The following is a 26,575-nucleotide window of genomic DNA, read 5'->3' on the forward strand; positions in this document are numbered from 1 at the left end:
AAAAAGCTGCCTGCGGGCAGCTTTTTTTTGACTCCTATTGTTTTACCGGTTTGAGCAGGATGCCCAGCTCGTCGAGCTGCTCCTGTTCCACCCGTGAAGGCGCGTCGATCATCACATCGCGCCCGGCATTGTTCTTGGGGAAGGCAATACAGTCGCGGATGCTGTCGAGACCTGCGAAGATGGATACAAAGCGGTCCAGGCCGAAGGCGATCCCTCCGTGGGGGGGGGCACCATATTTGAAGGCATTCATCAGGAAGCCGAACTGCTCTTGTGCCCGTTCCGGGGTGAAGCCCAGCACCGAGAACATCTTCTGCTGCAGCTCGCTGTTGTGGATACGGATGGAGCCGCCGCCAATCTCCACGCCGTTGATCACCAGGTCATAGGCATTGGCCCGCACAGCCCCGGGATCGGTGTTCAGCAGTGGAATGTCTTCCGGCTTGGGAGAGGTGAAGGGATGATGTTTCGCAAAGAAGCGGTTCAGCTCTTCGTCTTTCTCCAGCAGGGGGAAGTCGACCACCCACAGGCATTTGTAGTTGTTCTTGTCCCGCAGCCCGAGGCGTGATCCCATCTCAAGGCGCAGCTCACACAGCTGCTTCTGTGTTTTCTCCGTTTCACCTGCCAGCATGAGGATCAGGTCGCCCGGCTTGGCGTGGCAGCGCTCGGCCCACAGCTTGAGGTCGGCCTCATTGTAGAACTTGTCGACCGATGATTTTAGCGACCCGTCTTCGTTGTAACGCACATAGATCAACCCTTTGGCACCAATCTGCGGGCGTTTCACAAAGTCGGTCAGTTCATCCAGCTGCTTGCGGGTGTAGACGGCGCATCCCTCCGCACAGATGGCACCCACATACACTGCCGAGTCGAAGACTCCGAAATCGCGCCCGGCGGTCAAGTCTTTCAGTTCTGTGAACTTCATCTCAAAACGGATATCCGGCTTGTCAGAACCATATTGCTGCATGGCATCGGCATAACTTATGCGGGGGAAATCGGGAATTTCCATCCCCTTGATTGTTTTGAAGAGATGTTTGGTGAGTCCTTCGAAAGTGTTCAGTACATCCTCCTGCTGCACGAACGACATCTCACAGTCGATCTGGGTGAACTCCGGTTGGCGGTCCGCCCGCAGGTCTTCGTCACGGAAACATTTTACGATCTGGAAGTAACGGTCGAATCCCGACACCATCAGCAGTTGCTTGAAGAGTTGAGGCGACTGGGGCAGGGCGTAGAACTCGCCCTGGTTCATGCGTGAGGGTACGATGAAGTCGCGTGCTCCCTCGGGCGTGGAGCCTATCAGCACCGGTGTTTCTACCTCCAGGAAGGCCCTTTCGTCAAGGTAACGTCGTGTCTCGAACGCCATGCGGTGGCGCAGTTCCAGGTTCTGGCGCACCACATTGCGACGCAGGTCGAGATAGCGGTATTTCATCCGCAGCTCGTCGCCGCCGTCGGTATCCGTCTCAATGGTGAAGGGCGGTGTTTGTGAAGCATTCAACACAGTCAGTTCAGAGGCAATGATCTCGATGTCGCCTGTGGGGATATGGCTGTTTTTACTGGAGCGTTCCTTCACGGTGCCAGTGACCTGTATCACCCACTCGCGGCCCAGTTTGTTGGCCTGCTCGCACAGGTCGTGATTTACCTCCTGATTAAAAGAGAGTTGTGTGATTCCGTACCTGTCCCTCAGATCGATAAACGTCATGCCTCCCATCTTGCGGATTTTGGATACCCACCCCGCCAGTGTAACCTCCCTGTTTGCATCGGCCAGCCTGAGCTCGCCGCACGTACTGTTTCTGAACATATAAGTAACCGTTATTTTGTGTTGCTTTTGAAGTGCAAATGTACACAATTATCGCGTGAAAAGCTTCAATTACATTAGTCGTTTTCTGCGCTCGGCAAAACAAATAAATTTGTTCTGCTCTTGCTTGACGAAAACGTTCATATCTTTATCACTTTATCGGCCACCTGTTCAAACTCTTTCAGGTGTGTGGCCATGAGGATGGAGATGCCGGGGTGTTGTACCTGAATGTTTTGGAATATGGCGATTGCGTTTTCCCTGCTGATGCCCGCCGTAGGCTCGTCCACCACCAGTAGCTGCGGCTTCTTGAGGAGTGCCTGTGCCAGCAGCAGTTTTTTGCGCTGTCCTCCGCTCAGGGTCTCGCCGTTCTCACCTAGCCAGCTCGCCAGTCCCTCCGGCAGGGAGGCGCGCCACGAAGCCAGGTCCACCGTCTGCAGTGCCCTGTCAATCTCCTCGTCGGCATAACCCTCGAAGTTCTCACGCAGCGTTCCCGTGAGTAGATATGCTTTCTGTGTCACATAGATGGCTTCCGGTACCGGGAGGTGTAGCAATTTGTCCGTTTCGTTCCAGGCCAGTGTCCCTCCCTTCCGGTACTCGGGATAGAAGAGGCTGTTCAGCAAGGTGGTTTTGCCTTTGCCTGTTTCCCCGTAGATGGCTACCCATTCGCCCCTGCCAATCTCCAGTGATACCGGCCCCACACGTACCGGAGTGCCGGGTACTACCGCTTCAATGTTTGCCATGCGCAGCTGCTTTAATGGGTCGGAGACAGCGACTACCTCTGCCGGTCCAGCACTCCCGCCTGCTCTCTTGGTCTCGCCTTGTTCATGGCTTGCAGCGACCACTTCTGCCTGTTCAGCCCCTTCATCAAAAATCGATTTTATATCCCTTACTTGTTGTTCCACCGCACTCTTTTCCGATTTTCCCGAAAAGAGCATCTCGGCCAGCTCCGCCTGGGCCATGATGCCAAAGAAGATGCCGATGGCGAGGGATGCATCCAACTGCTGCTGCCCCGAATGCCAGAGGAGGAAGGCGGCGATGTAGCTGAAGCCGAGGCCGGCAATGAGCTGCAGGTAGAAAGAGTTGAACTGGATTTTGTTTTCCAGTCGCTCAAGCTGTTGCCGCATCTGCTCGTGGCGGGCAATCGCTTTCTCCTCCAGGTTGTATTTCGATATTTCTATTCTTCCCCTGAAGCCCTCGATGAGTATCTGGTGTGTTTCCTCACGTACCGCTTTCAGCTGCCCGTGCAGCAGTTTGTTCCTGCGGAAGGTGAGCTGGGGCACCAGAAACAACAGGATGGACGACGAGATCAGAAACTCCAGTGCAATCACCTGTGAGAAGAGCGCCAGGAAGAGATAATAGACACCCACCGTCAGAATCAGCGCCGCAAAAGGCAACAGCCACAGCAGGATGTGATTCAGTATCTGGTCGGTACCGTGGGTGCTGTTTTCCAGAAGCGACGAATTGTTACTCACCTGTTTACGAAAATAGGGTAGCCGGGCTACCGAAGAAAATATTTTCAACTGCAGGCTTTGCTGCACGTTCAGTGTGGTCTTGTGGTTTTCCAGCCGCTCATAATAGCGGGTGGCGGTACGCAGCAGCGAAAGCAGCCGGATGATGGAGGATGGGATAAGGTAGGCGAACGTGGTGTTTGCTGTGATAAATACCACGCTGCTGATAGCCAGGAACCATCCCGACAGGGCGGGCATAGCTACGAAGGCCACCGTCCAGAGCGCCAGCAGGAGAAAGCCATTCCGCCATCGTCCCCTGAAGGGCCGCAGGATATATGTCACCATAAACTCACGCATAGGCCATCTGTTCTCCCCAGTTTAAGTTAAGCACCCTGTGGGCCACTTCTTCGAACCGCTGTTCATGGGAGGCCACAATTACCAGTCGTTCCCCTGCCATCTTCACAATCTCCTGCAGGATAACCTCTACCGTGCCGGCATCCAGGTTGGCTGTAGGCTCATCGAGGATCGCCACCGGCCGTGGGTGCATCATCATTCGTGCCAGGGTTACCAGTTGTCGTTCACCGCCGGAAAGCTGTCTTCCGTTGTGAGTTAAAACGGTATCCCATCCATCCTCCTTTTTTGCGACAATCTGCTGCATGAATTCGGGAAAGGATTCTTCGCCGGTCGTTTCCCGTTGCAAGAGGAGGTTATAGTGTAGCGTACCGTCGAAGATAAACGGAAACTGGTTCATGTAGGCCGTATTCGCTTTAAGCCAGTGGCGGGACCAAACGTTATCCCGTCCGTTGACCGAAACGGTCCCTTCGTGTGCGGCAAGACTGCCGGCGCATATTTTGAGGAGGGTCGATTTTCCCGATCCCGAGATGCCTTTCACCAGCACTAGTCCTTTTTTGGGAAATTGTTGATGAATCTCGTGCAGCACCTTCACCGGCGAGTCGGGATAAGCAAAGCTGAGGTTGCTGATTGTGATGTGGTCAAATGTTTCATCCAGATCTGTAGGTGGTGTTTCCGCCGTGCGGTTAAGCAGTGGCATGAGCAGGTCGGCCGCAGCCAGTGCCCTGTTCCGGTCGTGATACGCACTCACGAACTTCCGGATGTAAAAGAAGAAATAGGGCGTGATGGTAAGCAGGAACAGCGCCGTGCCAAAGTCGTACCCCTTGCCGTAGTTAGGGCCGTTCATGATTCCCATCAAGCTGAAGCCAAGGTAAATGGCGATGGCGGCAATGGCGATGGTGACAAACAGTTCAAGCACTGCCGAGGAGAGGATGGCCACCCGCATGACACTGATGGTTGCCTGGTTGAGCTCTTCGCTCTTGCGCGACAAGAACCGGTATTGCGGCAAGAGGTTGTCGAGGTTGACGATCTCCGCGATTGTTTTCAGCCGGTTATAAAATACCGCCGAGTATTTCAGGAAGAGAGCTGTATGCTTCTTGTGTATGGCTTCGGCGCCGATGCCGATGACGGCCATCTGCACGGGGATCACGAACAGGGAGACCATCAGGATGAGTGCCACCCATTTTTCCAGGAAGAAGCAGATCACCAGCAGCAGGATACTCACCACGGCCGTCGCCACGGAATAGGGAATAAAAAATGCAAAGTAGGGCTTCAGGTCGTCACTGATTTTGGTCATATACAGCGCGCCGGTGGTGGAGTCGAACCGGTTTTCCCGCATCAACACCGGGTAAAGCTCCTTTTTGATGCCGGCCACAATGGTATTTCCAGCCCGGTAGTTGGAACGCGACTCGAAGTGGGCGAAAAGGTACCGCCCTGCAAGGAATGCCAGTGCCGACAGCAGCGTCTTGGGGAGCAGGTTTCCATTGTTGAGCCACGAAGCTGCGAATTCAGACAAATACCAGCTGAAGGCCGCAAAGCTCCCCGCGCTGAGCAGGGTGAACAGCGAGGCAATGGCATAGGTACTCCTCGCCGCTGCCATTCTTTTGCCGAGCCATCCGGAGGCACTCTGTTGTTTTGTACTCATCGATTGCCTGTGATTTTTAATTTCCCTTAACTCGGGGATGTGGGTGATGAGGGACAAAGATAGTTATTTTGGATTCCAATACAAAAGCCGGCCGGAGAAGATAGATCGAAATTTAATTTTAGAAGCAATCCTTTTTGTTTCTCAGAAAAATATACTACTTTTGCATCCGCGAATCACATCCACTCGCAATGTTTCGGGGTGTAGCGCAGTCCGGTTAGCGCACCTGCTTTGGGAGCAGGGGGTCCCAAGTTCGAATCTTGGTACCCCGACGTTGAAAATCAAACACTTATCTGTTAATTCAGGTAGGTGTTTTTTTTTGATAAATTTTCATCGAAGTAGTTGCTGGCAAAATTTTCACCGATATTTTGAATGAAATGAATCATATTATTCGCCCCAAACATTATTTATTGGTACTGCTTGTAAATTATTACCTCCAAATCCGCCCAACACATGTTCTCCCGTATACAGCAATATGCCTTTTTTAAATTTAGGGCCTGCCAATTGGGCTAACTTCTTTAGACCTTTAAAGTCATCTGGTTTCAAGGACGATTTTGATTTAATTTCGATTCCATAGATCATCTTTTTTTGATCTTCGATCACCAGGTCCACCTCAGCACCTTTGTGCATGCTAAAATGCATTAATTTTAATGGGTCGTTGAACCAACTGATCTGTTTCAGTATCTCCATGGCTACAAAATTTTCTACAAAATGTCCTGCCTGTGTTCGGTCTTGCAATAGGTCGTCGCCATTATTCGCCAGCTGACACAATAAGCCGGTATCATTTAAAAATATTTTTGGGGATTTCACAAATTGCCCTTCAGCATGGGGAGTCCATGCGGGAATTTTTACGATCATAAAAACCTGTTCCAACAATGCCATATAACGTTGAAAAGAACTGTTCTTGATTCCAGTCAATCGGGCAATGTCAGACATGTTGATTGTGCTTCCCACTCTCACGCTCAGCAGGTTTAAGATTTTAGGCATGAATATCAGGCCATCAATATTGGCCAGGTCTCGAATGTCTTTTTGCAGGATAGATTCAATATAAGCTTGCAGCCACTTTGCTCTTCTGCTATCCGAGGTACGGTTTATAACTTCGGGATATCCCCCTCGTCTTATCAGTTTAATAATCTCTTCCCAACTCGTAGGAATAGACTTGAAGTTATTCTTGTCTTTGATTAAATTATCCAGGAAAACACTCTTATTTCCAGTTATTTCATCAACAGAAAATGGCCAAAGCTGGTGTGTTTCGATTCTTCCGGCTAATGAATCTGCTATTTTGGGTTGAAGCATCACATTGGCAGATCCTGTAAGGATGATTCTACGATTGCGATTGTCATCAATCAATTTCTTTAGACTTAAAAATAGCTCAGGTGCGCGTTGTACTTCATCAATAATTATATTCTCTCCAATATCCAACAAGAAACCCATTGGATCTGAATGAGCAGTGGCTAATACCGACGGGTCGTCCAAGGTGACATATTTACCAGAAAAAACTCCATCTTTTAATAACTGTTGACAAAAAGTGGTCTTTCCGGTTTGCCTTGCTCCTGTTATCATTACCACTGGCGTGTCTTGCTGTGCTTTTGATATCTGCGTATATATAAAACGTTTAATCATGTCTAATTTACTGCAAATATAATAATTTGTGGGTAAATATGGACAATTTTGTGGGTAAAAATGGAATTACTTTCGAAGTAAAACATGCCCCTGGGTAATCGGTGGATTCTGGAAACGAGAGCCACATCTTTATCGACCGAAGTTTCCAGCTGTGTCATCAGATAACTGACCACTGGGAGCCGACCCCATCGCGTGGTGAGCCACTTGTTTATTATGGCGCCAGGAACCAGTATTTCGCGGTCTCATCCGTCGAGAAGAAATTTATCAAAAGATCAGCAACCTTTTTTCTGCCGGACATGCTTGGGTGTGTACCGTCTGCTTGGAAATCATCCCGTACCCAATAAAGACCGTCGCTTCTCGGAGCAGTACCATCGGCCCAAAGATATGGTCCCCAAGAAAGCCAGGCTGCATTAGGATTTGCACCTGCGAAACTTAATTCGTTGTCCCCGTTGATCTGCTCTTCGATTAATTTTTTTATTGCCCATCCCGTATACCACGCAAAAGGTTCGGGATTTAATTTTGTTGTGGCGTAACCGGCATAAATCCTGTTGCTTAAATAGACTATTTTTAGATTTGTAAATTTAGATTTCAACATCTTCATGACCGATCTATACTTCATTTTCAATGCGTTGGGATAAGTGACGAAAGAGGTGTCCGAAGGTCCGGCTTCTGCTTCCTTAAACCAGATTATCTGAACCTGTGAGGGAATCAGACCGCTATTGGCCAAACGAGTATTTACAGCGTCCCAATAGGGTGCTTCCGGGTTGTTTATTTTATTAATATCCTGACCCCCTTGGGCGCCGTCTATCAAAACCAGTTTCGGATGTTTGTCAGTGAAAGTTTTCATCTGGTCAATAAAAACTGATGTCTCCTGGGTGGTGTTCGACATGCCGACGGACATCCATACTATTTTACCATTGGCTGGGTCTTCGATACCTGATTCATTTAACGGGCGAATTGATTTTGAAATTTCAATGCCGGCATTATTATGAGCGTACGGCCTTTGGTTTGATTCATTTGGGTACAATCCACCCTGAATGCCACGATAGGTTGCACCGTCAAAATCAATTAAAGGAGTGGGGATAGTTATTTCCTTCTTGTCAATCGCTTCATCCTCGTTTTTATTTATTCCTTTGTCGCAAGCCGTAAGTGGCAGAACGAGGGTAATAAAAATAAAATAATTCAGGATTTCCATAGACCTTGATGATTGGGAACTTTTCGTAATTTAACCTAGTTAACACCTGTAAGACTTTTTATCAGATCCACTTCGTCCTGTTTATAAGGTGCTCCGTCCTGATGAAAAATGTCATGAAACCAAAGTTTTGGTTGGGCTCCGTCCGGCATAGGGGTGTCCCACGCGTAAATAGTGTTTGTTTTTCCTGAAACCAGTCCCCAGTTATAAGCTCCAATCTGTTCTCTTTTCAATATCGGTAAAATATCTTTAAACAAACTGTTGCGCGTGCGTGCCATATATTCGGTACATATTAGCGGTTTGGAAGACAATGATCTTAATGTATCGATATACCATTTGTGATTAATGGAATCGCCATAATTATGATATGTAATCACATCCGAATTTTTAATTTGATAATCAGTCAATTCTTTCAGATCCCATTTCCACACACCAACTGATAAGGGTTGTGAAGGATTAATCTCCCGTCCCCATTTGAAAACTTTTTCGAGCAAAGGCATACTTTTGTTTCCGTGATCCGAATTTCCAGGTTCGTTATACAAATCCCACAAAACGATTCGTTTGTCGTTACCAAATGAAGAGAGAATGTCTTTTACGTATTTTTCCAACGAACCGACCATGCCCGGATTGATATGGATTGAATCTCCCGGATCTTGCACCCATCCCGAGTTGTGGATGCCCGGTTTCGGTTCCGGTTGTTTGCCGGCCTGGTAAGTAGGGTTCCAGCAATCGTCGAAGAGTACAAAAAGCGTTGAAATACCGTGTTTATCTGCAATGTCCAGGTATTGATTCATCCTGTTTTTAAAACCAGTGGTGTCGATTTGCCAGGCCAGATGGTGCAAATAAACACGCATGGAATTAAATCCGATGCTTTGAGCATAGCCCAATTCACGATCAATGGTTTCGGGATCAAAGGTTTCGGCTTGCCACATTTCAAGTTGATTAATGGCTGTACTCGGAATGAAATCACTTCCTCTCAGCCAGTCTACACCGTTATACCATGTGTTTGCCTGTTCATCGGTCCACACTTCACGAATCGGTTTTTCGCTTGTCTCATTCTTTTTTTGCGATTGATTGCACGAAACAAAGGTAATCGCTGTTGCTATCACTAACGATAAAAAAAAGTACTTTTTCACATTCATTTTTTATTGAATAAAACTAATAACATATTTATTTTTCATTGATTAATTCAGGATTTATTCCGTGCTTTTCCATAATTTATCCATACAAAAAGAGTAAATTCAGGATTTCCACAGCCCTTGATTATAGTGTACTATTTGTGATTGAATCTACAATGTGAAATAACCAAAGATGTGACCGATGCAAATTTAGTTTAAATTTTTCTTTTTATTTACAACTTTTCAATAATCATGCATTTCTCATGCAATGCAAAGTCTGTATCTACCTCTTCAAAAAATCATAGCCAACAATAATAATTGGAACCCGTAATGCATTTGGATCATTATTTGTTTTAATATTCCGTGAAATTTATCGTACTTTATTATAAAATAACTCGCCGTATTTCCTGATTACGATATCGAAAAGCATCGTAACGATCCCGTCTATCTGACCATCGAGAGAGCGATGCTCAAGTGCGCATCCACTCAGTAATCAAAATGCAAAGCGTGTCGGGACTTGTGATTGGACTAGAAACTACCGGAACGGATGATCAGGCGTGCGTTTAGATTCTCAATCCGGTTATCATTGGAGGTAACCGGTTTTCCGTTGATTTTCACGTTTTCCAGTATCACCTCATGCACGGTGTGTTTATCGCCATTTTAAACAACAGCTTGTCGGTGCTTTCCGAATTGATGAAATTTCGCATGCTTCCAATCGCACCATACTGGAATTGAAATGATTGCACTTGAGTCAATCGATTTCGAGAATCAGATCCTTCCAATCGCACCATACTGCTATAATTACAACCTTACGTGATTATCCTCCCGAGTAATCAAGCAATATTAGAATTATACAAACGCATGGCCTCCTCGGTGCTTCGTGATATTGTAACGGTATTTAATCGGGGTAGCTGACCGGTGCGGTCAGTAAAACTACCTGATTGGAGATTGGACTGAAATATTGGTTGAGCTTATTCTTGTCAAAAAAACAGAGACTACGGACCCGGGACCGGTAGCAGCACCACCACCATATCCATCACATTGGTACGGGTATTGCCGGTGATGATATGCCCTCCGGCCTGTTGGAAAAAGTGGTAGGAGTCGAACCGGGAGAGGTGGTCGAAAGCATCGACCTGTTTCTTCCGTGCATCTGGGAGGGTGCGACTGTCCACCACTGCGCCTGCCGCATCGGTGGGACCATCGGTGCCGTCTGTACCGGCACAGAGGATGGTGATCTCCCTGGCGGAATCTATATGCGTAGCCAACCGGAGTGCCAGGTGTTGGTTGCGTCCGCCCAGCCCTGTGCCGCTCACCTGCAATGTGGGCTCCCCGCCAAAAAGGAGGCAGAGCGGTTTAGCGAGATTTTGATACGGAGCCTCTTCAATGGTGTGGAGAATAAAATCTGTCACAACGCTGTAATCCCCCTGCAGTGCATCGGTGATGATGTGTGCTTCAAAACCGAGCTCCCCGGCCCTGCGGGCCGCTGCCTCGAGCGCCAGCCGGTTGCTTCCGACAATATGGTTGTAGACGTGACTGAAGACAGGATCTCCCGGTTTCGGTGTCTCCGGAAGAAGAGCTGCCGCCCCCCGGCGCAGATGATCCAGTAGCATTGCTGGAAAACGATCCCCGAGCGCATATTTCCCTATTACGGTCAGTGCATCGGCGAAGGTGCTGCTGTCGGGAGCTGTGGGACCGGAGGCGATGACATCCAAAGGGTCGCCAATCACATCGGAAAGAATCAGCGTGATCACCGTGGCGGGAGTAGCTGCCTTGGCCAGCTGTCCCCCCTTCACCCCGGAGAGATGCTTGCGGACGGTATTGATCTCGGAGATGTCGGCGCCGCAACGTACCAGCAGGTCACTGGCCTGTGTCAGATCGTCGAGGGTGGCTCCTTCAGGGACATCGGCCATCAGTGCCGAGGCACCACCGGAGATCAGGCAAATCACCAGATCATCTTTCTCCGCCCGGCGGGCCAGCGCAAGCATCCGCCGTGTGGCCTCCACCCCGGCAGCATCGGGTAACGGATGCCCCGCCTCGGTAAGGGTGAGACGGCTCAGCATGCTCCCATGTCCATACTTGGTCACCACAAGCCCATCGGTGATGAGGTCCCCCATGATATTCTCCGTCTCCTTCGCCATCAGTGCCGCCGCCTTGCCCGCCGCCAGCACATATACCCGTCCGTCCGGGGAAAGTGGGTAGGTGCGGCCTGCTATATGCAGCAGGCTGCCCTCCCGGTTGACCTGTTGCGCTATCAGCCTGTCGGGGAGAACGTGTTCCACGCCAGCAAGAAATATCTGTTCTGCGATTTTTCTCATGGCAGGTTACATTATAATAGAAAAAGGGATAGTAGCCAGACACAGCAGAAAGTGACCAGGCCCATCACGATGGTGGCTGATGAATAGACCTTCAGCGTGGTATTGGAATCGATACCGGAGAAACGGGAGATGACCCAGAAGTAGGAGTCGTTGGCGTGCGAGATCATCATCGAGCCTGCACCCATCGCGAGCATGGTAAGTATTTTCCCGTTTTCGGAGTCCAGTCCCAATGCGGACAGCATGGGCATTATCAGTGAGGCGGCCGTGATGATGGCCACCGTGGAGGAACCCTGCGCTGTCTTCAGGATGAAGGCGATAAGAAAGGGTATGGCAAGCCCCAATCCCGTTTGCAGAAAGAAATCACCGGCGAAGGCTCCTACGCCCGTTTCCTTGATTACCAGACCGAACATACCACCGGCTCCCGTGACAATGAGGATTGGGCCCGCTTTCTCAATTGCCGACTCAAGCACGCCATTAATCTCTTTTATCGACTTGTCTTTCAATAAAAACAACGATAGGAATACGCCGATCAGCAGGGCAATGATGGGTTGCCCGAGAAATAACAACGATCTGGACAAGAAGTGAATATCGGACACATTGAGTACCGTGAGCAAAGAACCCACCGCTATAAGAAAAAGAGGGACGGCGATAGGTAGTAACGAAAGACGGACCGGGGGCAATTGATTTTCGGCCCGGGTTTCTGTTTCGGGAAATCCTGCCCGGGAAAATGCTGTTCCAGAATGTTCTATTCCGGGAAGTGCTGTTTCCAGGCGGACCGTTCCATCATAAGATGCTTTTCTTGTTTGCCACCGAATCCAAAAGAAAGCGGACAGTGCGGGTGGAACGGCAAGAACTGCCCCCAGCAATATCAACAGTCCGATATTGGCATGTAAAATACCTGCTGCAGCTAACGCCCCGGGATGGGTGGGGATGAGACAATGAACTGAATAGAGTGAAGTGGCCAGCACAAAGGCAATAAAGGGCAGCGTAATTCGGGCTTTGGAACTGAACGACTTTGCCAGTCCGCTCAGTATGATATAACCGGAATCACAAAATATGGGCAACCCCACAATAAAACCTGTAATTCCCATGGCCGAAGCGGCTTTACGGTGGCCTGTGCGGGAAAGGATATAATTTGCAATGGCGACTGCGCCACCCGTCTTTTCGAGTATGACGGCAATAACGGCTCCGAAAATAATAAGAAACCCGATGGATGCCATTGTACTGCCAAAGCCCTGTTTCAGGATTTCAACCACTCCTTTACCGGGAAGAACAGCCAAAGCCAATAATAAAGCGACGAGAAACAGGGAGGCAAATGCATTGAGCCTGGTTACAGATGTGAGTAAGATGATCAGTATGATACTCAACAGTACAAAGATGGAAATGGTAATGATACTCATATCATCTTTGTTTATCTGCGTCCGCTACTGGTACTGCGGGTCGTTGTTTCACTCCCGGAACTGCGGGTGTTGGGCGTGCTGCTACGGGTTTCGGTCGTCCTCCCCTCCCCGGAGCTTTCGCGCATCTGCCGTTCTACCCGTACGGGTTGGCCGATGGAACCACCATAGTAGTTGGTCTCCTCTGAACGGCTGGTGCTTGTGCGCTGCGTTGCGGGTGCTGTAGGCGTTTGTGTCGTATTTGCGCGGCTGTTAGCTGTCCGGTCGGCAGCTGTGCGGTTCGTGGTCGTCCTGCCGGTGGTTGTCCGGTTGATTGCCGGAGTGGCATCACGGCTGGTGATTCGTCCCTCGTCGGCATTCCCGAGACGTCTTACATCTTCCGGCGACGGGGTCACACGTTGCGATACACGGCGGGTGACCTCCTGCTGTACGCGCCGGTCGTCGGTAGAGTATCTGAAGTTACGTCCTTCGCGAATGCTTCTGTCTCCCCATTCGCGGGCGCGGTTCCGCTCGTTTTCCTTCCAGTAGACGGCCCGTCGCCCGTTTTCGTTGTAGGCCCTTACATACGGGATATTACTGTAGTCGTAGTAGTCAATATAATAATAGCGCGGGTAATGTGAATTATAATATTGATGATGCATCCACGGATTGTACATGTTGCGGTCGACGATGACCACAAATGCATTCCGCAGGTTGAAGGTGGAGTAGAGGGAAGGTAGCGTTTGTGCGAAAAGCCAACGCCCGTTGTAGAGATAAACGAAATTACGCGTGGCCAGATCGTAGTACGTCTCAATGTCGGGAAAATAGTAGTAACGTGTTCCTGCGTAATAATCAGGAGCCCACGCCGGATTATAATCGTAATAATTGTCGTAATAATCATTTCCGCCCGCACCGTAGTATGATGTTCCACAACCGGTGAAACCGAGCGCCAGGATGAATGTTGTGAGGACGATGGCTAATTTTTTGGTAATTCTTTTCATTTCATTCGGTTTTAAATGGTTCATTTGGCTTTTTACCTGTCCTTTTGACTGAGAAAAAGCGGGAATGTTTAGTATGGATCCGGTTTTATATCTGAATGTCGCGGAAAGTATGGATATGTCCTCGTAATCTATTGCACAATCTTGGCGAAATCCTCCAGGTTCTCATCCACATACTGGGCAATGAGGGCGGTTTCCTCCTCTTCAATATAGAAAAACTTCTCTTCCAGCTCGTCGAACTGCTCGAAATCGACGTACATGGCGGTGAATTCCTCGTCGGTAGTTTCCCGCTCCAGCTCCGCACGATGTGCATCAAAAATTTCCTTTGCCTTGTAGAGTATCTTTGAAACGCCTTTGGCTCCCATCATCTTCAGAGCCTTGGCGGTGGGGTTATCGAAGATATAACCCCCGTAACCATTCTGGATCAGTTGCACAAAGCCTCCTTCGTTCACTTCATCAGAGAAAAAACGATACGCCAGCAACGTATGCTGATAGCCGTTGAGCTTGTCCATATTTTCTGCCGTGATGTCCCCGCCCAGGGTCTCCAGATAGGCATCGGTAAATACCTTCAGAAATTCGTCCATCCCCTTTTCTGCGGCTTCGATAATTATCTTCTCCTGAATCTGTATCATAAGGTCATTTTTTGCGGTCTTTGTTTACAGGAACAAATGTAACTGTTTTTTATTAAATCTATCTTTGAAGCTCCCTGTTTTCCGGATAAAATGGCTACATTTGCGTGAAATACACGGTTAAATAAATTCACGATAAATATAATATTTGTATGAAGGTAAAACCTTTCAGGGGTGTCCGCCCCCCAAAAGCACTGGTAAGAGAGGTAGCGTCGCGTCCCTACGATGTGCTTAATTCGGAAGAGGCTCGCAGCGAGGCCGAAGGCAACGAGAAATCGCTCTATCGCATCATCAAGCCGGAGATCGATTTTCCGGTGGGAAAGGATGAACACGACGAGGACGTGTATATGAAGGCGGCCGAAAACTTCCGGATGTTTCAGGAAAACGGATGGCTGCTGCAGGACGAGCAGGAGATGTATTACGTCTATGCCCAGACCATGAACGGCAAGACGCAGTACGGACTCGTGGTGGACGCCTCGGTGGAGGATTACATGACCGGCAAAATCAAAAAACATGAGCTTACACGCCGCGACAAGGAGGAGGACCGGATGAAGCATGTGCGTGTGAACGACGCCAATATTGAACCGGTATTCTTTGCCTATCCCGACAATGAGGCGCTTCACGTGGTCGTAACCAAAATCACGGTACAGCAGCCGGAATATGATTTCGTCTCGGTCGATGGCGTAGGACACCACTTCTGGCTGATCCGGAATGAGGAAGATATCCGGCATATTACGGAGATATTTGCCGGTATGCCGGCCATGTATATCGCCGACGGCCATCACCGCTCGGCGGCAGCTGCCCTGGTGGGTGCCGAAAAGGCGGAAAATAATCCAAACCATACCGGTGAGGAGGAATACAACTATTTTATGGCGGTCTGCTTCCCCGACAGCCAGCTCACCATCATCGACTACAACCGGGTGGTGAAGGACCTCAACGGACTCACGCCGGCCGGGTTTATTCAAAAGCTGGAGAAGAACTTCATCGTGGAACCCACCGGTACGGAGATTCAGAGGCCAAAGAACCTGCATAACTTCTCGGTTTACCTCGACGGACGTTCCTTCAGCGTGACAGCAAAACCGGGCACTTATGACGACAACGACCCCATCGGGCAGCTTGACGTGACCATCACCTCCAACCTTGTGCTAAACGAAATACTGGGTATCAGGGACCTGCGAAGCGACAAGCGGATCGACTTCGTGGGGGGAATACGTGGTCTCGGTGAGTTGAAAAAGAGGGTGGACAGCGGAGAGATGGCCGTGGCCCTGGCTCTCTATCCCGTGTCGATGAAGCAGCTGATGGATATTGCCGACACCGGCAACATCATGCCGCCCAAGACTACCTGGTTTGAGCCAAAGCTACGCTCGGGCCTGGTGATTCACAAGTTACACTGATTTTTCCGGAGAATCATGGTACCGGACGAACTGATCAGACAGAAAACGGAAGATATATTTCCGGAAGTGGTGCAGCATTACCGTTGGCTGCACCAACATCCGGAACTCTCCTATGGAGAGAAGGAAACGGCTGCCTACATTGCCGGCTTTCTCCGGAGGGAAGGTATTTCCTTCAAAGAGGGAATTGGCGGGGAAGGTATTCTTGCCACGATAAAAGGGGAGATGGAGGGCGATGGCAAATGTATGGCCTTCGTAGCCGATATGGATGCACTCCCCGTGCAGGAACAAAATGATGTTCCTTACAAGTCGGTTTATCACGGCGTAATGCATGCCTGCGGACATGATGCCCAGGCCGCATCGTTGATGGGGGCGGTAAAAATGGTGTCTTCCCTGCGCAACCGGTTTGCAGGGATTGCCCTCTTTGTCTTCCAGCCAGGTGAAGAACGCTCTCCCGGAGGAGCTTGCCTGATGTTGCAAGAGGGACTGTTCAGCGAACACAATCCCGATTTCATTGTGAAGCAGCATGCCTACACCGACCTGCCGGCAGGCATGGTCGCCTTTCACGAAGGAACCATCATGGCTTCGGCCGATGAGGTACACATCAAAGTAAAGGGACAGGGGGGGCACGGAGCCCTGCCGCATGAACTGAATGATACGGTGCTGGCTGCATCACAGATTATCGTAGCCATGCAGCAGCTGGTCAGCCGGAGAATAGACCCCTTTCACCCGATGGTACTTTCCTTCGGGAAGTTTATCGCCAATGGTGCCACAAATGTGATACCGGGAGAGGTGATATTGGCAGGCTCCCTGCGCTGCATGCAGGAGGAGGACCGCCACAGGATGCTGCAACTGATCCCCCAGGTTGCTGCCGCCACCGCTGCAGCATATGGCTGTAGTTGCGAAGTGAACCTGCCGCCGGGATATCCTTCCGTCCTCAGCAATGAGCAGATTACTGCACGTATAAGGATGATGACAGCAGAATTTCTGGGTGAAACAAAAGTATCTGAATTTCCGAAACGGATGACGGCCGATGATTTCGGTTTCTTCTCACAACGTTATCCGTGTTGTTACTACCGTTTTGGAGTAGCCGGAGAAAAAGGGAGAATGGGGCCGCTCCATTCTGCTACCTTCCTGATCGATGAACAGGCCTTGAAAACATCTGTTGCGATGGCTGCATGGCTTACTTTAAATTCGTTAAAATAGAAGGCAATCATTCCATTCTGTGTAGTTAAAACGATCTTTTGTTCTATTTTTGCACAAAACGATCATTTATCAGTTGAAATTATCCCAAATAAGTAATAAATTAAAAGTTAATCTATGGCCCAGCATGAATTAGATGAGTTAGATGAGAAAATCCTCAGGATGATCGTGGAAAACGCACGTATTCCCTTCCTGGAGGTGGCACGCGCCTGTGACGTCTCGGGAGCTGCTATCCACCAGCGGGTACAGAAAATGACCAACCTCGGCGTAGTAAAGGGTTCTGAGTTTGTGGTGGACTCCGAAAAAATAGGTTACGAAACCTGTGCCTTTGTGGGTATCTTCCTCACCTCTCCCTCCACGTTCGATTATGTGGTAAAAGAATTGGAAAAAATTCCTGAAGTGGTGGAATGTTATTATACCACCGGACAATATGACCTGCTGATTAAGGTATATGCGAAAAATAACAAGGACCTGCTGCGGATCATTCACTCACAGCTGCAACCTCTCGGACTTTCGAGAACCGAAACGCTGATGTGCTTCAAGGATGCCTTCCGCAAGAAGCTGCCTATTGATTTCGCTTCACAGCAGGCTGATCAATAGATCCCTGTGCAGACAACTTACACCTTTTTTGAAAATATATAAATTATGACCACACGTAGAAATTTTATCAGGACATCGGCGTTAGGATTCACCGCGTTGGCCCTGAACCCTTCCCGGGTTACCTCATCGATGACGGGCAATGCGCGGAATAACCGTTATGTTTCCAAAAGACCTGCCACGGGCGACCGTCATTTCAGGTCGGCTGCGGTAGAACAAACCATTAACAGGGTGAAGGCCAAAATAAAAGATCCCAAGCTGGCATGGATGTTCGAAAACTGTTTCCCCAACACACTCGATACCACGGTAAGCTTCAGCATACAAAACGGCAGGCCTGATACTTTTGTGATCACCGGCGACATTGATGCCATGTGGCTGCGTGACTCATCGGCACAGGTGTGGCCCTACCTGCCGCTGACAAGGAAGGACAACCAGCTCAAACAGATGATAGCCGGCGTGATCAACAGACAGACAAAATGCATCCTGATCGATCCCTATGCCAATGCTTTTAACCGCGAACCAAAGCCCGACAACGAGTGGATGACCGACCGTACTGAGATGAAGCCAATGTTACACGAACGTAAGTGGGAGATCGACTCGCTTGCCTATCCTGTAAGACTGGCTTACAACTACTGGAAAACTACCGGCGACACTTCGGTGTTCGATGCCGACTGGACCAAAGCCATGAACCGGGTGATAGAGACTTTCAGGGAGCAGCAGCGCAAAGAAGGTAATGGCCCCTATAAATTTCAACGGAAAACAGAACGGCAGCTCGATACGCTGAATAACGACGGATGGGGAAATCCGGTGAATCCGGTGGGACTCATCGTCTCTTCATTCCGCCCCTCCGACGACGCAACCACCTTCCAGTTTCTGGTGCCCTCCAACCTCTTCGCGGTAACTTCGTTGAAACAGATTGCCGAGATCGCCCAAAAGGTGACCAGGGATGATGCACTGGCCAAGGCAGCCACAGCACTGGCCAAAGAAGTGCACGATGCCATTCAGAAGTACGCCATCGTGCAACACCCCAAATATGGAAGGGTCTATGCTTTTGAAGTGGACGGATTCGGGAACGCCTATTTCATGGACGACGCCAACGTACCCAGCCTGCTGGCATTGCCATACCTCGACTCCGTAGACCTGAAGGATCCTGTCTACAGTAACACGCGGAAGATGGTACTGAGCGAAGACAACCCCTACTTCTTCAAGGGGACGGCAGGAGAAGGTATCGGCGGTCCGCACATAGGCTATGACATGATCTGGCCCATGAGCATCATCATGCGTGCACAGACAAGCCGCAGCGACGAGGAGATTAAACATTGTCTCCGCATGCTTCGTAACACCGACGCCGATACCGGCTTTATGCACGAGTCGTTTCACAAGGACAACCCTGCCAAATTTACCAGAAGCTGGTTCGCCTGGGTCAACACCCTCTTTGGTGAACTGATTGTGGAACTGGAGGCAAAAGGTAAAATGAACCTCATTAACAACATCTGAAAAGTATGGGAAATTTTTTGAAAGCTGCCGCGATGATATTGTGTGCAATGTTAACTGCTTCAAATATGAAGAGTCAATCGTTTGATTTACCGGTCGATTACGTGAATATACTCATGGGAACCCAGTCTGAGTTCGCCCTCTCCAACGGAAACACCTATCCCGCCATTGCCCTGCCCTGGGGTATGAACTTCTGGACACCCCAGACCCGTAAGATTGGCGACGGATGGCAGTATGCATACACTGACAACAAACTGAACGGTTTCAAGCAGACACACCAGCCCAGTCCCTGGATGAACGACTATGGCCAGTTTTCCATCTTCCCGATGGTGGACCGGATGGAGTTTGATCAGGAGAAAAGGGCCAGCTGGTACTCACACAAGGCTGAAGTGGCGAAACCCTACTATTACAGCGCCTACCTGGCCGATTATGATGTGACTACGGAGATCACGCCCACCGAACGGGCCGCCATCTTCCGGTTTACCTTTCCGGAAACAGAGAACGCCTTTGTGCTGGTGGATGCCTTTGATAAGGGTTCCGCAGTGGAGATACTCCCCGAGAAGAATGCCATCGTGGGGTATACCACCCGTAACAGCGGAGGCGTACCTGCGAACTTCAAAAATTATTTTGTGATCGTCTTCGACAGACCTTTTCAGCAAATGCATGCGGTAGAGAACAAGGCTATTATACAAAACAGCACAAAAGCCGAAGCTGACCACGCGGGCGCATTCATCGGCTTCGCCACAAAAAGGGGGGAGAGGGTGCTTGCCCGGGTAGCTTCTTCTTTCATCAGTACGGAGCAGGCATGGCAAAACCTCAAAGAGGTGACCGGTAAGGATTTCGACCAGGTGAAGCAGGAGGGACGCGACATCTGGAATGAGGTGCTGGGTAAAATTGAAGTAGAGGGGGGGAACCTTGACCAGGTACGTACCTTTTATTCCACGCTCTACCGCTCCACGTTGTTTCCACGCAAGTTTTACGAGATCGACGCCAAAGGCAGGACCGTACATTACAGTCCCTACAACGGAGAGGTGCTTCCCGGGTATATGTATACCGATACTGGCTTCTGGGATACCTTTCGTGCATTATTTCCGCTTCTGAACCTGGTCTACCCCTCGGTGAACAAGGAGATACAGGAGGGACTGGTGAACACCTACAAGGAGAGTGGCTTCCTGCCCGAGTGGGCAAGCCCGGGACACAGAGGCATCATGATTGGCAACAACTCTGCTTCGGTGGTGGCCGACGCGTACCTGAAAGGGTTGCGCGGGTACGACATAGAAACACTCTACAAGGCGATGCTTCACGGTACGGAGAACGTGCATCCCAAGGTGAGTTCCACAGGACGCCTCGGACATGAGTACTACAACAAGCTGGGCTATGTGCCATACGACGTGAATATCAGGGAGAACGCGGCACGCACGCTGGAGTATGCCTATGCCGACTGGACCATCTACAAACTGGCCAAAGCGCTGAACCGCCCCAAAAAGGAAATCGATCTCTTTGCCAAAAGAAGCCAGAACTATCGCAACCTTTATTCGAAAGAATATAAACTGATGCGGGGACGCAACGAAGATGGTTCCTTCCAGTCGCCCTTCAGCCCCACGAAATGGGGAGATGCCTTCACCGAAGGAAACAGCTGGCACTACACATGGTCTGTATTCCACGACCCGCAGGGGCTGATAGACCTGATGGGAGGTAACAAGGCATTCGTGCAGATGCTCGATTCGGTGTTCATCATGCCGCCTGTTTTCGATGACAGCTACTATGGTGGCGTTATTCACGAAATAAGGGAGATGCAGATCATGAACATGGGGCAGTATGCCCACGGCAACCAGCCCATTCAGCACATGATCTACCTCTATAACTATGCCGGTGAACCCTGGAAAGCGCAGTACCGGGTGCGTGAGGTAATGGACAAGCTCTACCTGCCCACGCCCGATGGATACTGCGGCGACGAGGACAACGGACAGACCTCGGCCTGGTATGTCTTCTCGGCCCTCGGCTTCTATCCCGTCTGCCCGGGCAGCGACCAGTATGTGATCGGCTCGCCCCTGTTTGAGAAGATGACCCTCCATCTCGAAAATGGGAAAAAAGTGGAGATCAATGCACCGGGGAATAATTCCAAAAGCAGGTACATCAGCGACATGCGAATAAATGGAAAATCATCTTCCAAGAATTATTTTACACATACCGAGCTGATGAAGGGAGCGAAGATCGATTTCACCATGTCTGATACACCGAATAAGAACAGGGGTACGAAGAAAACCGACTATCCCTATTCTTTTACCAACGGGAAATAGATTAAAGAGAGTGGTGCTGAATAAATGTCTGCCATTTATTTCAGCACCCTTGCCTTGTCGATATTCAGGTTTTGCAACACCCCGGCTGTACTTTTTACATTGATAAACAGTCCGTGTGAATCAAACGGGATTGCCAGAGGCTGGTAAAAAGGGTTGAATACCCACTCCCTGATCTCTACCTGTGCAACGCCCTGACTGACAATGCCCAGCTTTTTGGCTGCGGCATAGGAGAGGTCGATCACCCTGCCCCGGTAACGCGGCCCCCTGTCGGTGACTTTTACAATAACCTTCTTGTTGTTTTTCGGATTGATCACCTCCAGCATGGTACCGAAAGGAAAGGTGCGATGGGCACAGGTGAGGCTGTCCCTGTGATAGGAGGTGCCATCCGACATCTTTCTCCCGTGAAAACGATTTGAATAAAAGGAGGCCTTCCCTGATTGCTGGGCAAGACAGTCGGTAACGGTAATAAAGAGGCTGACTGCAACAAACAGCTGAGTAATCTTTTTCTTCATCGTTGTAAAGATTTCCGGCTGCAAATAAAATAAAAAAAAACAAATAAAAAAAGGAAAGCTGCTACACTTTCCTTTCGATAGTTGCGGAGGCAAGACTCGAACTTACGACCTTTGGGTTATGAGCCCAACGAGCTACCAACTGCTCCACTCCGCGATATGTTATTCCTTAATTGGGTTGCAAAGATAGAGATTAATATTGGAAAAACAAAATTTCTCCGAATATTTTTTATTTGTACATTAAAAACTGTACTTTTGAGTCAAATTTACCGCTATGTCAGATAGTATTGTCATTATTCCCACATACAACGAAAAAGAGAATATTGAATTAATTGTCAGGGCCGTCTTTTCCTTGAAGAAGAATTTTCACATCCTGGTTATTGACGACGGCTCTCCCGACGGAACGGCTGCCATTGTGCAACGCCTTCAGAGGGAGGAGTTTGCAGGCCGGCTCTTTTTGGAACAAAGGAAGGGGAAACTGGGACTGGGTACTGCCTACATACACGGTTTCAAATGGGCGTTGTTGCATGCTTACGACTTCATATTTGAAATGGATGCCGACTTTTCGCACAACCCCGACGACCTCCCCCGGCTCTATACGGCATGTAGCGAAGGAAAATATGATGTGGCCGTGGGTTCCCGTTATTCCACGGGGGTGAACGTGGTAAACTGGCCCATGGGAAGGGTGCTGATGTCGTACTTCGCCTCAAAATACGTACGGTTTGTGACCGGTCTCGATATCAGGGATACAACAGCAGGCTTTGTCTGTTACCGAAGGAAGGTTTTGGAAACCATCGATCTCGATCATGTCCGTTTCAAGGGGTATGCCTTCCAGATTGAAATGAAATATACGGCGCACGTGCTCGGGTTCAAAATTAAAGAGGTATCGGTGATCTTTGTCAACCGGAGACTGGGAACCTCAAAAATGAATACAAGCATCTTCGGGGAAGCTTTCTTCGGTGTCATCAGCCTGCGCTGGCGGAGGATGACCGGAAAAATAAAACCAAAGGCCAGAAAATAATGACTTTCGGAATATGGAACTGATTCACAAAGCAACAATCATCAACGAGGGAGCCGTTTTTACGGGATCGGTACTTCTTGAAGGGGAAAGAATATCACGCATATTCAGTGATGGAGTACCGCAGGAGGTGATGAATGCCTGCCGGATCACTGATGCAAGGGGATTGTACCTGATTCCCGGTGTGATCGACGACCAGGTACACTTCCGAGATCCGGGCCTTACACACAAGGGCGACCTGTTTACCGAAAGCAGGGCGGCCGTGGCGGGAGGAGTGACCTCCTTCATGGAGATGCCCAACACGAACCCGCAAACGATTACCCTGGAGGCGCTCGAGCGTAAAATGGAGATGGCTGCCGGAAAGTCGGCTGCCAACTTCTCTTTTTACCTGGGAGCCACCAACGACAATCTCGCAGAGCTAAAAAAAGTGGACACAAGAAAAGTGTGTGGAGTGAAGGTTTTCATGGGGGCTTCCACAGGAAATATGCTTGTAGACAACGAAAGCGCCCTGCAACGGATCTTTGCCGAGGTGGATGCGCTCATTGCCACCCACTGTGAGAAAGAGGAAATGATACGGGAGAACAGCGAGAGATACAGGAAAAAGTTCGGTGAGGAGATTCCTATATCCCTGCATCCGCTTATCAGAAGCGCTGAAGCGTGTTACCGCTCCTCGGCACAGGCGATTGAACTGGCCGACAGGTACGGGGCAAGGCTGCACGTACTGCACCTCTCCACAGCCCGGGAGATGGCACTCTTCAGCGCGGCTCCCCTTGAGGAGAAAAAAATCACGGCAGAGGTGTGCGTGCACCACCTCTGGTTCTCTGATCAGGATTACGAAAGGCTGGGAGCCCGCATCAAATGGAATCCGGCCGTCAAGACCACGGATGACAGACGGGCGTTACGCGAAGCTCTTGCACAGGGAAAGCTCGATGTGGTGGCCACCGATCATGCACCCCATCTGTTAAGCGAGAAAGAGGGTGGCGCCCTGCGGGCAGCTTCGGGTGGGCCGCTGGTGCAGCATTCGCTGCAGCTGATGTTTCAACTGGCGGCAAAAGGTGTTCTCAGTAGGGAACAGGTGGTGGAGAAGATGTGTCATGCTCCGGCACGCCTGTTCAGGGTGAAGGAAAGAGGGTTTATCAGGGAGGGCTATTTTGCAGACCTGGTACTTGTTGACCCGGCAAGGCCCTACACGGTGACCCCGCAAAATATCCTTTACAAATGCGGATGGTCTCCCTTCGAAGGGGAGACATTTGGCTGCTCGGTTGTAAAAACTTTTGTGAACGGACAACAGGTATGGAATGGGGAAAATTTGACGGACAACATCCATGGCAAGCCCCTTGCTTTCGAAAGATGAAAGTGTAGCCGGCTTGACGTTCATTAACCCAAAATGATTGGGCATGCCGATATATTTTTCTACTTTTGTGTCGAAATTTAATAAAAACCTTCACGAGTGAGATTTTTGTTTACTGTTCAGGGAGAGGGTAGGGGCCACTTCACACAGGCATTATCCCTGGCTGCTATCCTCAGGAAGCATGGCCATGATGTAGTAGCCGTGCTGGTCGGAAAAAGCGACTCAAGGCAGATACCCCAGTTCTTCATGAATAAGATAGGTGCGCCGGTAGCTGAGTTCAGCAGTCCCAACTTTACCTCTTTTTATAAGCAGAAGCGTCCCAACATCTTCATCAGCGTCATCAACAACTTCTCCCGGCCCTTTATCTTTCGCAAAAGCTTGCTGTTTCTAAAACAACAGATTGAACAATACCGTCCCGACAAAGTAATCAACTTTTATGAGATGATCACCGGTATGGCGTACGGAATATACCGCTTCGATAAAAAATTGGGTGTGGAGATGATCACGGTGGCACACCAGTATGTACTGATTAACCCGAATTACAAAACCACAGCCGAGCAGGATGTGAAGTTCTATCTGCTGCGGATGCTCTCCCGGATTACATCCACCCGCGCTTCGAAGATTCTTGCACTCTCCTTTCGCGACATGCCGGGATCGAAAGACAGGAAGATAGTGACGGTTCCTCCTTTGTTGCGATCGGAAGTGTTTGATATTGAGTCTGTACCGGGCAATTATATTCACGGTTACATGCTGAATACAGGTTATTTTGAAGAGGTGTTGGCATGGCACGAAAAACATCCCGAGGTACCGTTGTGCTTTTTCTGGGATAAGAAGGATGCCGGCGAGGTGACGCAGGTCGACGAAAATTTTGTTCTGCATAAGCTGAACGACGAACGCTTCCTGCACAGTATGGCCGGCTGTATGGGGTATGCCACCACCTCGGGCTTTGAGTCTCTCTGTGAGGCTCTTTATTACCGGAAGCCGACCCTCATGGTACCGGTGCATGTGGAGCAGGAATTCAATGCCTACGATGCATCCCTCTCGGGTGTGGGCATCTCAGCGAAAAAATTCAAACTGAACGAGCTCATTCGGTTTATACCCGAATATGCTCCCGATGAGAATTTCAGGGAGTGGGTACACCAGGCCGAAGTACGGTTTATCAAAGAGATTTGCGACAACTATAAACCCACCGAATCACGGTAGAAATCCAACGCCTCAAAAAAGAGCCCTTCCCCGGCCGTCTGGTCGATCCGCACTTTGCCGGTATCTGACAACAGGGTGAAGTTAATCTGGTCATCCACATTCTTCTTGTCGTGACGTGCAATCTCGCGGAGTCTATCGTAATCGTCACAGCTAATGGCAAAAGCACCGTAATGTTGCTGTATGAAGCGGACCGTTGTGAGCAGTTTCTCCTTCGGGAAGCCGCATATGCGGTGTGAGAGATATAACTCCACAATCATGCCCCAGGCCACTGCATACCCGTGCGGTACAGGAGCACCATTGCTTATTGCAAAGCTTTCAAAAGCGTGGGCGGTAGTATGTCCCAGGTTCAGTGCCTTGCGGATATTCTTTTCAAAAGGATCCTTTTCCACGATTTCCCGTTTGATCTCCACGGAGCGAAAAACCAGTTCATTCAGTGCTTCATAATCCGGCTTATCGAATTTGAAGGTCAGTATCTGTTCCCAGTCCGTCTCCGAATGGATCAGTGCATGCTTGATCATCTCGGCATATCCCGAGAGGATGGCACGCCGGTCGAGTGTCCGGAAAAAGAGAGACGAGATAATCACGTACTCCGACGGATAAAATGCGCCAATCTCATTTTTATATCCCCCGAAGTTGATGCCTGTCTTTCCGCCTACGGCAGCATCCACGGCACCCAGCAGGGTGGTAGGCAGATTAATATATTTGATACCCCGCTTGAAGGTGGCCGCAGCAAAGCCGCCCAGATCGGTCACCATGCCCCCTCCCAGATTTATCAGTAGTGAGTGGCGTGTGGCCCCGCGTTGGGTGAGCTCCAGCCATACCTTACTCAGGTTCTCAAGGGTCTTGTGCGTGTCATTGGCAGGAATGACGATCTCTGTTGCCTCGCGGATGGCGGAGACGCCGGCAAGCAGTGGTGTGCAATGCTGGTGGGTATGTGTGTCGGTAAGAAGAAAAAGCTTGTCGTGCGGGATAAGCCGGATGATCTTCTCCATATCAGTTGCCGGTTGGCTGCTTTTGATGATCTGTTGCAT

20 protein-coding genes and 2 tRNA genes are annotated in these 26,575 nt (G+C 49.7%); 9 read left to right on the forward strand and 13 right to left on the reverse strand.

Annotated elements, in window-relative coordinates:
- Positions 1-34: 34 nt before the first annotated feature.
- From aspS to AC1HCU_RS01205, 3 genes are all read right to left on the reverse strand, one after another.
- Positions 35-1,789 carry an aspartate--tRNA ligase gene (aspS, locus tag AC1HCU_RS01195; RefSeq protein WP_480370985.1) on the reverse strand — a complete coding sequence of 585 codons (1,755 nt, stop codon included), beginning with the start codon at positions 1,787-1,789 and terminating at the stop codon, positions 35-37.
- Between the two features lie 137 nt (positions 1,790-1,926).
- Positions 1,927-3,591: an ATP-binding cassette domain-containing protein gene (locus tag AC1HCU_RS01200; RefSeq protein WP_480368055.1), complete on the reverse strand. Its 1,665-nt coding sequence runs from the start codon at positions 3,589-3,591 to the stop codon at positions 1,927-1,929.
- Positions 3,584-5,230 carry an ATP-binding cassette domain-containing protein gene (locus AC1HCU_RS01205; protein WP_480368057.1) on the reverse strand — a complete coding sequence of 549 codons (1,647 nt, stop codon included), beginning with the start codon at positions 5,228-5,230 and terminating at the stop codon, positions 3,584-3,586. The genes AC1HCU_RS01200 and AC1HCU_RS01205 overlap by 8 nt, the downstream gene beginning before the upstream one ends.
- Positions 5,231-5,424: 194 nt before the next feature.
- Here AC1HCU_RS01205 and AC1HCU_RS01210 point away from each other — a divergent pair.
- Positions 5,425-5,499, forward strand: a tRNA-Pro gene (locus AC1HCU_RS01210).
- A gap of 115 nt (positions 5,500-5,614) precedes the next feature.
- Here the strand turns inward: AC1HCU_RS01210 and AC1HCU_RS01215 are convergent.
- From AC1HCU_RS01215 to AC1HCU_RS01245, 7 genes are all read right to left on the reverse strand, one after another.
- Positions 5,615-6,850 (reverse strand): ATP-binding protein, encoded by a 1,236-nt coding sequence (locus AC1HCU_RS01215; RefSeq protein WP_480368060.1) that lies wholly within the window; start codon positions 6,848-6,850, stop codon positions 5,615-5,617.
- A 211-nt stretch (positions 6,851-7,061) separates the two neighbouring features.
- The gene (locus AC1HCU_RS01220) at positions 7,062-8,045 is read right to left on the reverse strand and encodes a hypothetical protein (RefSeq protein ID WP_480368063.1); all 984 of its coding nucleotides are present in this window, start codon (positions 8,043-8,045) and stop codon (positions 7,062-7,064) included.
- Positions 8,046-8,080: 35 nt separating this feature from the next.
- Entirely contained in the window at positions 8,081-9,184 is a 1,104-nt protein-coding gene (locus AC1HCU_RS01225) for a cellulase family glycosylhydrolase (protein ID WP_480368066.1), read from the reverse strand.
- A gap of 971 nt (positions 9,185-10,155) precedes the next feature.
- On the reverse strand, positions 10,156-11,475 hold the full coding sequence (locus tag AC1HCU_RS01230; RefSeq protein WP_480368068.1) for a glycerate kinase type-2 family protein: 1,320 nt from the start codon (positions 11,473-11,475) through the stop codon (positions 10,156-10,158).
- Positions 11,476-11,486: 11 nt separating this feature from the next.
- Entirely contained in the window at positions 11,487-12,875 is a 1,389-nt protein-coding gene (locus tag AC1HCU_RS01235; RefSeq protein WP_480368070.1) for a GntP family permease, read from the reverse strand.
- An 11-nt stretch (positions 12,876-12,886) separates the two neighbouring features.
- Positions 12,887-13,852: a hypothetical protein gene (locus AC1HCU_RS01240; RefSeq protein WP_480368073.1), complete on the reverse strand. Its 966-nt coding sequence runs from the start codon at positions 13,850-13,852 to the stop codon at positions 12,887-12,889.
- Positions 13,853-13,980: 128 nt separating this feature from the next.
- Positions 13,981-14,481, reverse strand: a complete 501-nt coding sequence (locus AC1HCU_RS01245) for a DMP19 family protein (RefSeq protein ID WP_480368075.1) — start codon at positions 14,479-14,481, stop codon at positions 13,981-13,983.
- A gap of 149 nt (positions 14,482-14,630) precedes the next feature.
- Between AC1HCU_RS01245 and AC1HCU_RS01250 the strand changes: the two genes are divergently transcribed.
- From AC1HCU_RS01250 to AC1HCU_RS01270, 5 genes are all read left to right on the forward strand, one after another.
- On the forward strand, positions 14,631-15,872 hold the full coding sequence (locus AC1HCU_RS01250; protein WP_480368078.1) for a DUF1015 domain-containing protein: 1,242 nt from the start codon (positions 14,631-14,633) through the stop codon (positions 15,870-15,872).
- A 15-nt stretch (positions 15,873-15,887) separates the two neighbouring features.
- Positions 15,888-17,075 carry a M20 metallopeptidase family protein gene (locus tag AC1HCU_RS01255; protein WP_480368080.1) on the forward strand — a complete coding sequence of 396 codons (1,188 nt, stop codon included), beginning with the start codon at positions 15,888-15,890 and terminating at the stop codon, positions 17,073-17,075.
- 114 nt (positions 17,076-17,189) lie between these two features.
- On the forward strand, positions 17,190-17,672 hold the full coding sequence (locus AC1HCU_RS01260; RefSeq protein ID WP_480368082.1) for an Lrp/AsnC family transcriptional regulator: 483 nt from the start codon (positions 17,190-17,192) through the stop codon (positions 17,670-17,672).
- A gap of 45 nt (positions 17,673-17,717) precedes the next feature.
- Positions 17,718-19,166 (forward strand): glycoside hydrolase family 125 protein, encoded by a 1,449-nt coding sequence (locus AC1HCU_RS01265; protein WP_480368084.1) that lies wholly within the window; start codon positions 17,718-17,720, stop codon positions 19,164-19,166.
- A 17-nt stretch (positions 19,167-19,183) separates the two neighbouring features.
- Positions 19,184-21,463: a GH92 family glycosyl hydrolase gene (locus AC1HCU_RS01270; protein WP_480370988.1), complete on the forward strand. Its 2,280-nt coding sequence runs from the start codon at positions 19,184-19,186 to the stop codon at positions 21,461-21,463.
- 35 nt (positions 21,464-21,498) lie between these two features.
- On the opposite strand, the gene AC1HCU_RS01275 is transcribed toward AC1HCU_RS01270, so the two are convergent.
- Both AC1HCU_RS01275 and AC1HCU_RS01280 read right to left on the reverse strand, forming a co-directional pair.
- Complete coding sequence (locus AC1HCU_RS01275) at positions 21,499-21,975, reverse strand: septal ring lytic transglycosylase RlpA family protein (protein ID WP_480368087.1); 477 nt, start codon at positions 21,973-21,975, stop codon at positions 21,499-21,501.
- Between the two features lie 81 nt (positions 21,976-22,056).
- Positions 22,057-22,129, reverse strand: a tRNA-Met gene (locus AC1HCU_RS01280).
- 117 nt (positions 22,130-22,246) lie between these two features.
- Between AC1HCU_RS01280 and AC1HCU_RS01285 the strand changes: the two genes are divergently transcribed.
- The 3 genes from AC1HCU_RS01285 to AC1HCU_RS01295 all read left to right on the forward strand — a co-directional run bounded on the left by AC1HCU_RS01285 (position 22,247) and on the right by AC1HCU_RS01295 (position 25,544).
- Positions 22,247-22,993, forward strand: a complete 747-nt coding sequence (locus AC1HCU_RS01285) for a polyprenol monophosphomannose synthase (protein ID WP_480368089.1) — start codon at positions 22,247-22,249, stop codon at positions 22,991-22,993.
- Positions 22,994-23,006: 13 nt separating this feature from the next.
- Positions 23,007-24,344: a dihydroorotase gene (locus tag AC1HCU_RS01290; RefSeq protein ID WP_480368092.1), complete on the forward strand. Its 1,338-nt coding sequence runs from the start codon at positions 23,007-23,009 to the stop codon at positions 24,342-24,344.
- A 96-nt stretch (positions 24,345-24,440) separates the two neighbouring features.
- Complete coding sequence (locus AC1HCU_RS01295; protein WP_480368095.1) at positions 24,441-25,544, forward strand: glycosyltransferase family protein; 1,104 nt, start codon at positions 24,441-24,443, stop codon at positions 25,542-25,544.
- On the opposite strand, the gene aroB is transcribed toward AC1HCU_RS01295, so the two are convergent.
- Positions 25,520-26,575: a 3-dehydroquinate synthase gene (gene aroB / locus AC1HCU_RS01300; protein ID WP_480368097.1), complete on the reverse strand. Its 1,056-nt coding sequence runs from the start codon at positions 26,573-26,575 to the stop codon at positions 25,520-25,522. The two genes, AC1HCU_RS01295 and aroB, sit on opposite strands and share 25 nt — an antisense overlap.

Source organism: Proteiniphilum sp. LBM24028 (assembly GCF_056629195.1).

Excerpts from the sequence above, each read along its gene's own strand:
- AC1HCU_RS01250 (WP_480368078.1), top strand. The coding sequence starts at position 14,631 with ATGAAGGTAAAACCTTTCAGGGGTGTCCGCCCCCCAAAAGCACTGGTA.
- AC1HCU_RS01290 (WP_480368092.1), top strand. The coding sequence starts at position 23,007 with ATGGAACTGATTCACAAAGCAACAATCATCAACGAGGGAGCCGTTTTT.
- AC1HCU_RS01275 (WP_480368087.1), bottom strand. The coding sequence starts at position 21,975 with ATGAAGAAAAAGATTACTCAGCTGTTTGTTGCAGTCAGCCTCTTTATT.
- AC1HCU_RS01245 (WP_480368075.1), bottom strand. The coding sequence starts at position 14,481 with ATGATACAGATTCAGGAGAAGATAATTATCGAAGCCGCAGAAAAGGGG.
- AC1HCU_RS01260 (WP_480368082.1), top strand. The coding sequence starts at position 17,190 with ATGGCCCAGCATGAATTAGATGAGTTAGATGAGAAAATCCTCAGGATG.
- AC1HCU_RS01285 (WP_480368089.1), top strand. The coding sequence starts at position 22,247 with ATGTCAGATAGTATTGTCATTATTCCCACATACAACGAAAAAGAGAAT.
- AC1HCU_RS01230 (WP_480368068.1), bottom strand. The coding sequence starts at position 11,475 with ATGAGAAAAATCGCAGAACAGATATTTCTTGCTGGCGTGGAACACGTT.
- AC1HCU_RS01205 (WP_480368057.1), bottom strand. The coding sequence starts at position 5,230 with ATGAGTACAAAACAACAGAGTGCCTCCGGATGGCTCGGCAAAAGAATG.
- AC1HCU_RS01200 (WP_480368055.1), bottom strand. The coding sequence starts at position 3,591 with ATGCGTGAGTTTATGGTGACATATATCCTGCGGCCCTTCAGGGGACGA.
- AC1HCU_RS01265 (WP_480368084.1), top strand. The coding sequence starts at position 17,718 with ATGACCACACGTAGAAATTTTATCAGGACATCGGCGTTAGGATTCACC.
- AC1HCU_RS01235 (WP_480368070.1), bottom strand. The coding sequence starts at position 12,875 with ATGAGTATCATTACCATTTCCATCTTTGTACTGTTGAGTATCATACTG.
- aroB (WP_480368097.1), bottom strand. The coding sequence starts at position 26,575 with ATGCAACAGATCATCAAAAGCAGCCAACCGGCAACTGATATGGAGAAG.
- AC1HCU_RS01255 (WP_480368080.1), top strand. The coding sequence starts at position 15,888 with ATGGTACCGGACGAACTGATCAGACAGAAAACGGAAGATATATTTCCG.
- aspS (WP_480370985.1), bottom strand. The coding sequence starts at position 1,789 with ATGTTCAGAAACAGTACGTGCGGCGAGCTCAGGCTGGCCGATGCAAAC.
- AC1HCU_RS01225 (WP_480368066.1), bottom strand. The coding sequence starts at position 9,184 with ATGAATGTGAAAAAGTACTTTTTTTTATCGTTAGTGATAGCAACAGCG.
- AC1HCU_RS01220 (WP_480368063.1), bottom strand. The coding sequence starts at position 8,045 with ATGGAAATCCTGAATTATTTTATTTTTATTACCCTCGTTCTGCCACTT.
- AC1HCU_RS01240 (WP_480368073.1), bottom strand. The coding sequence starts at position 13,852 with ATGAAAAGAATTACCAAAAAATTAGCCATCGTCCTCACAACATTCATC.
- AC1HCU_RS01215 (WP_480368060.1), bottom strand. The coding sequence starts at position 6,850 with ATGATTAAACGTTTTATATATACGCAGATATCAAAAGCACAGCAAGAC.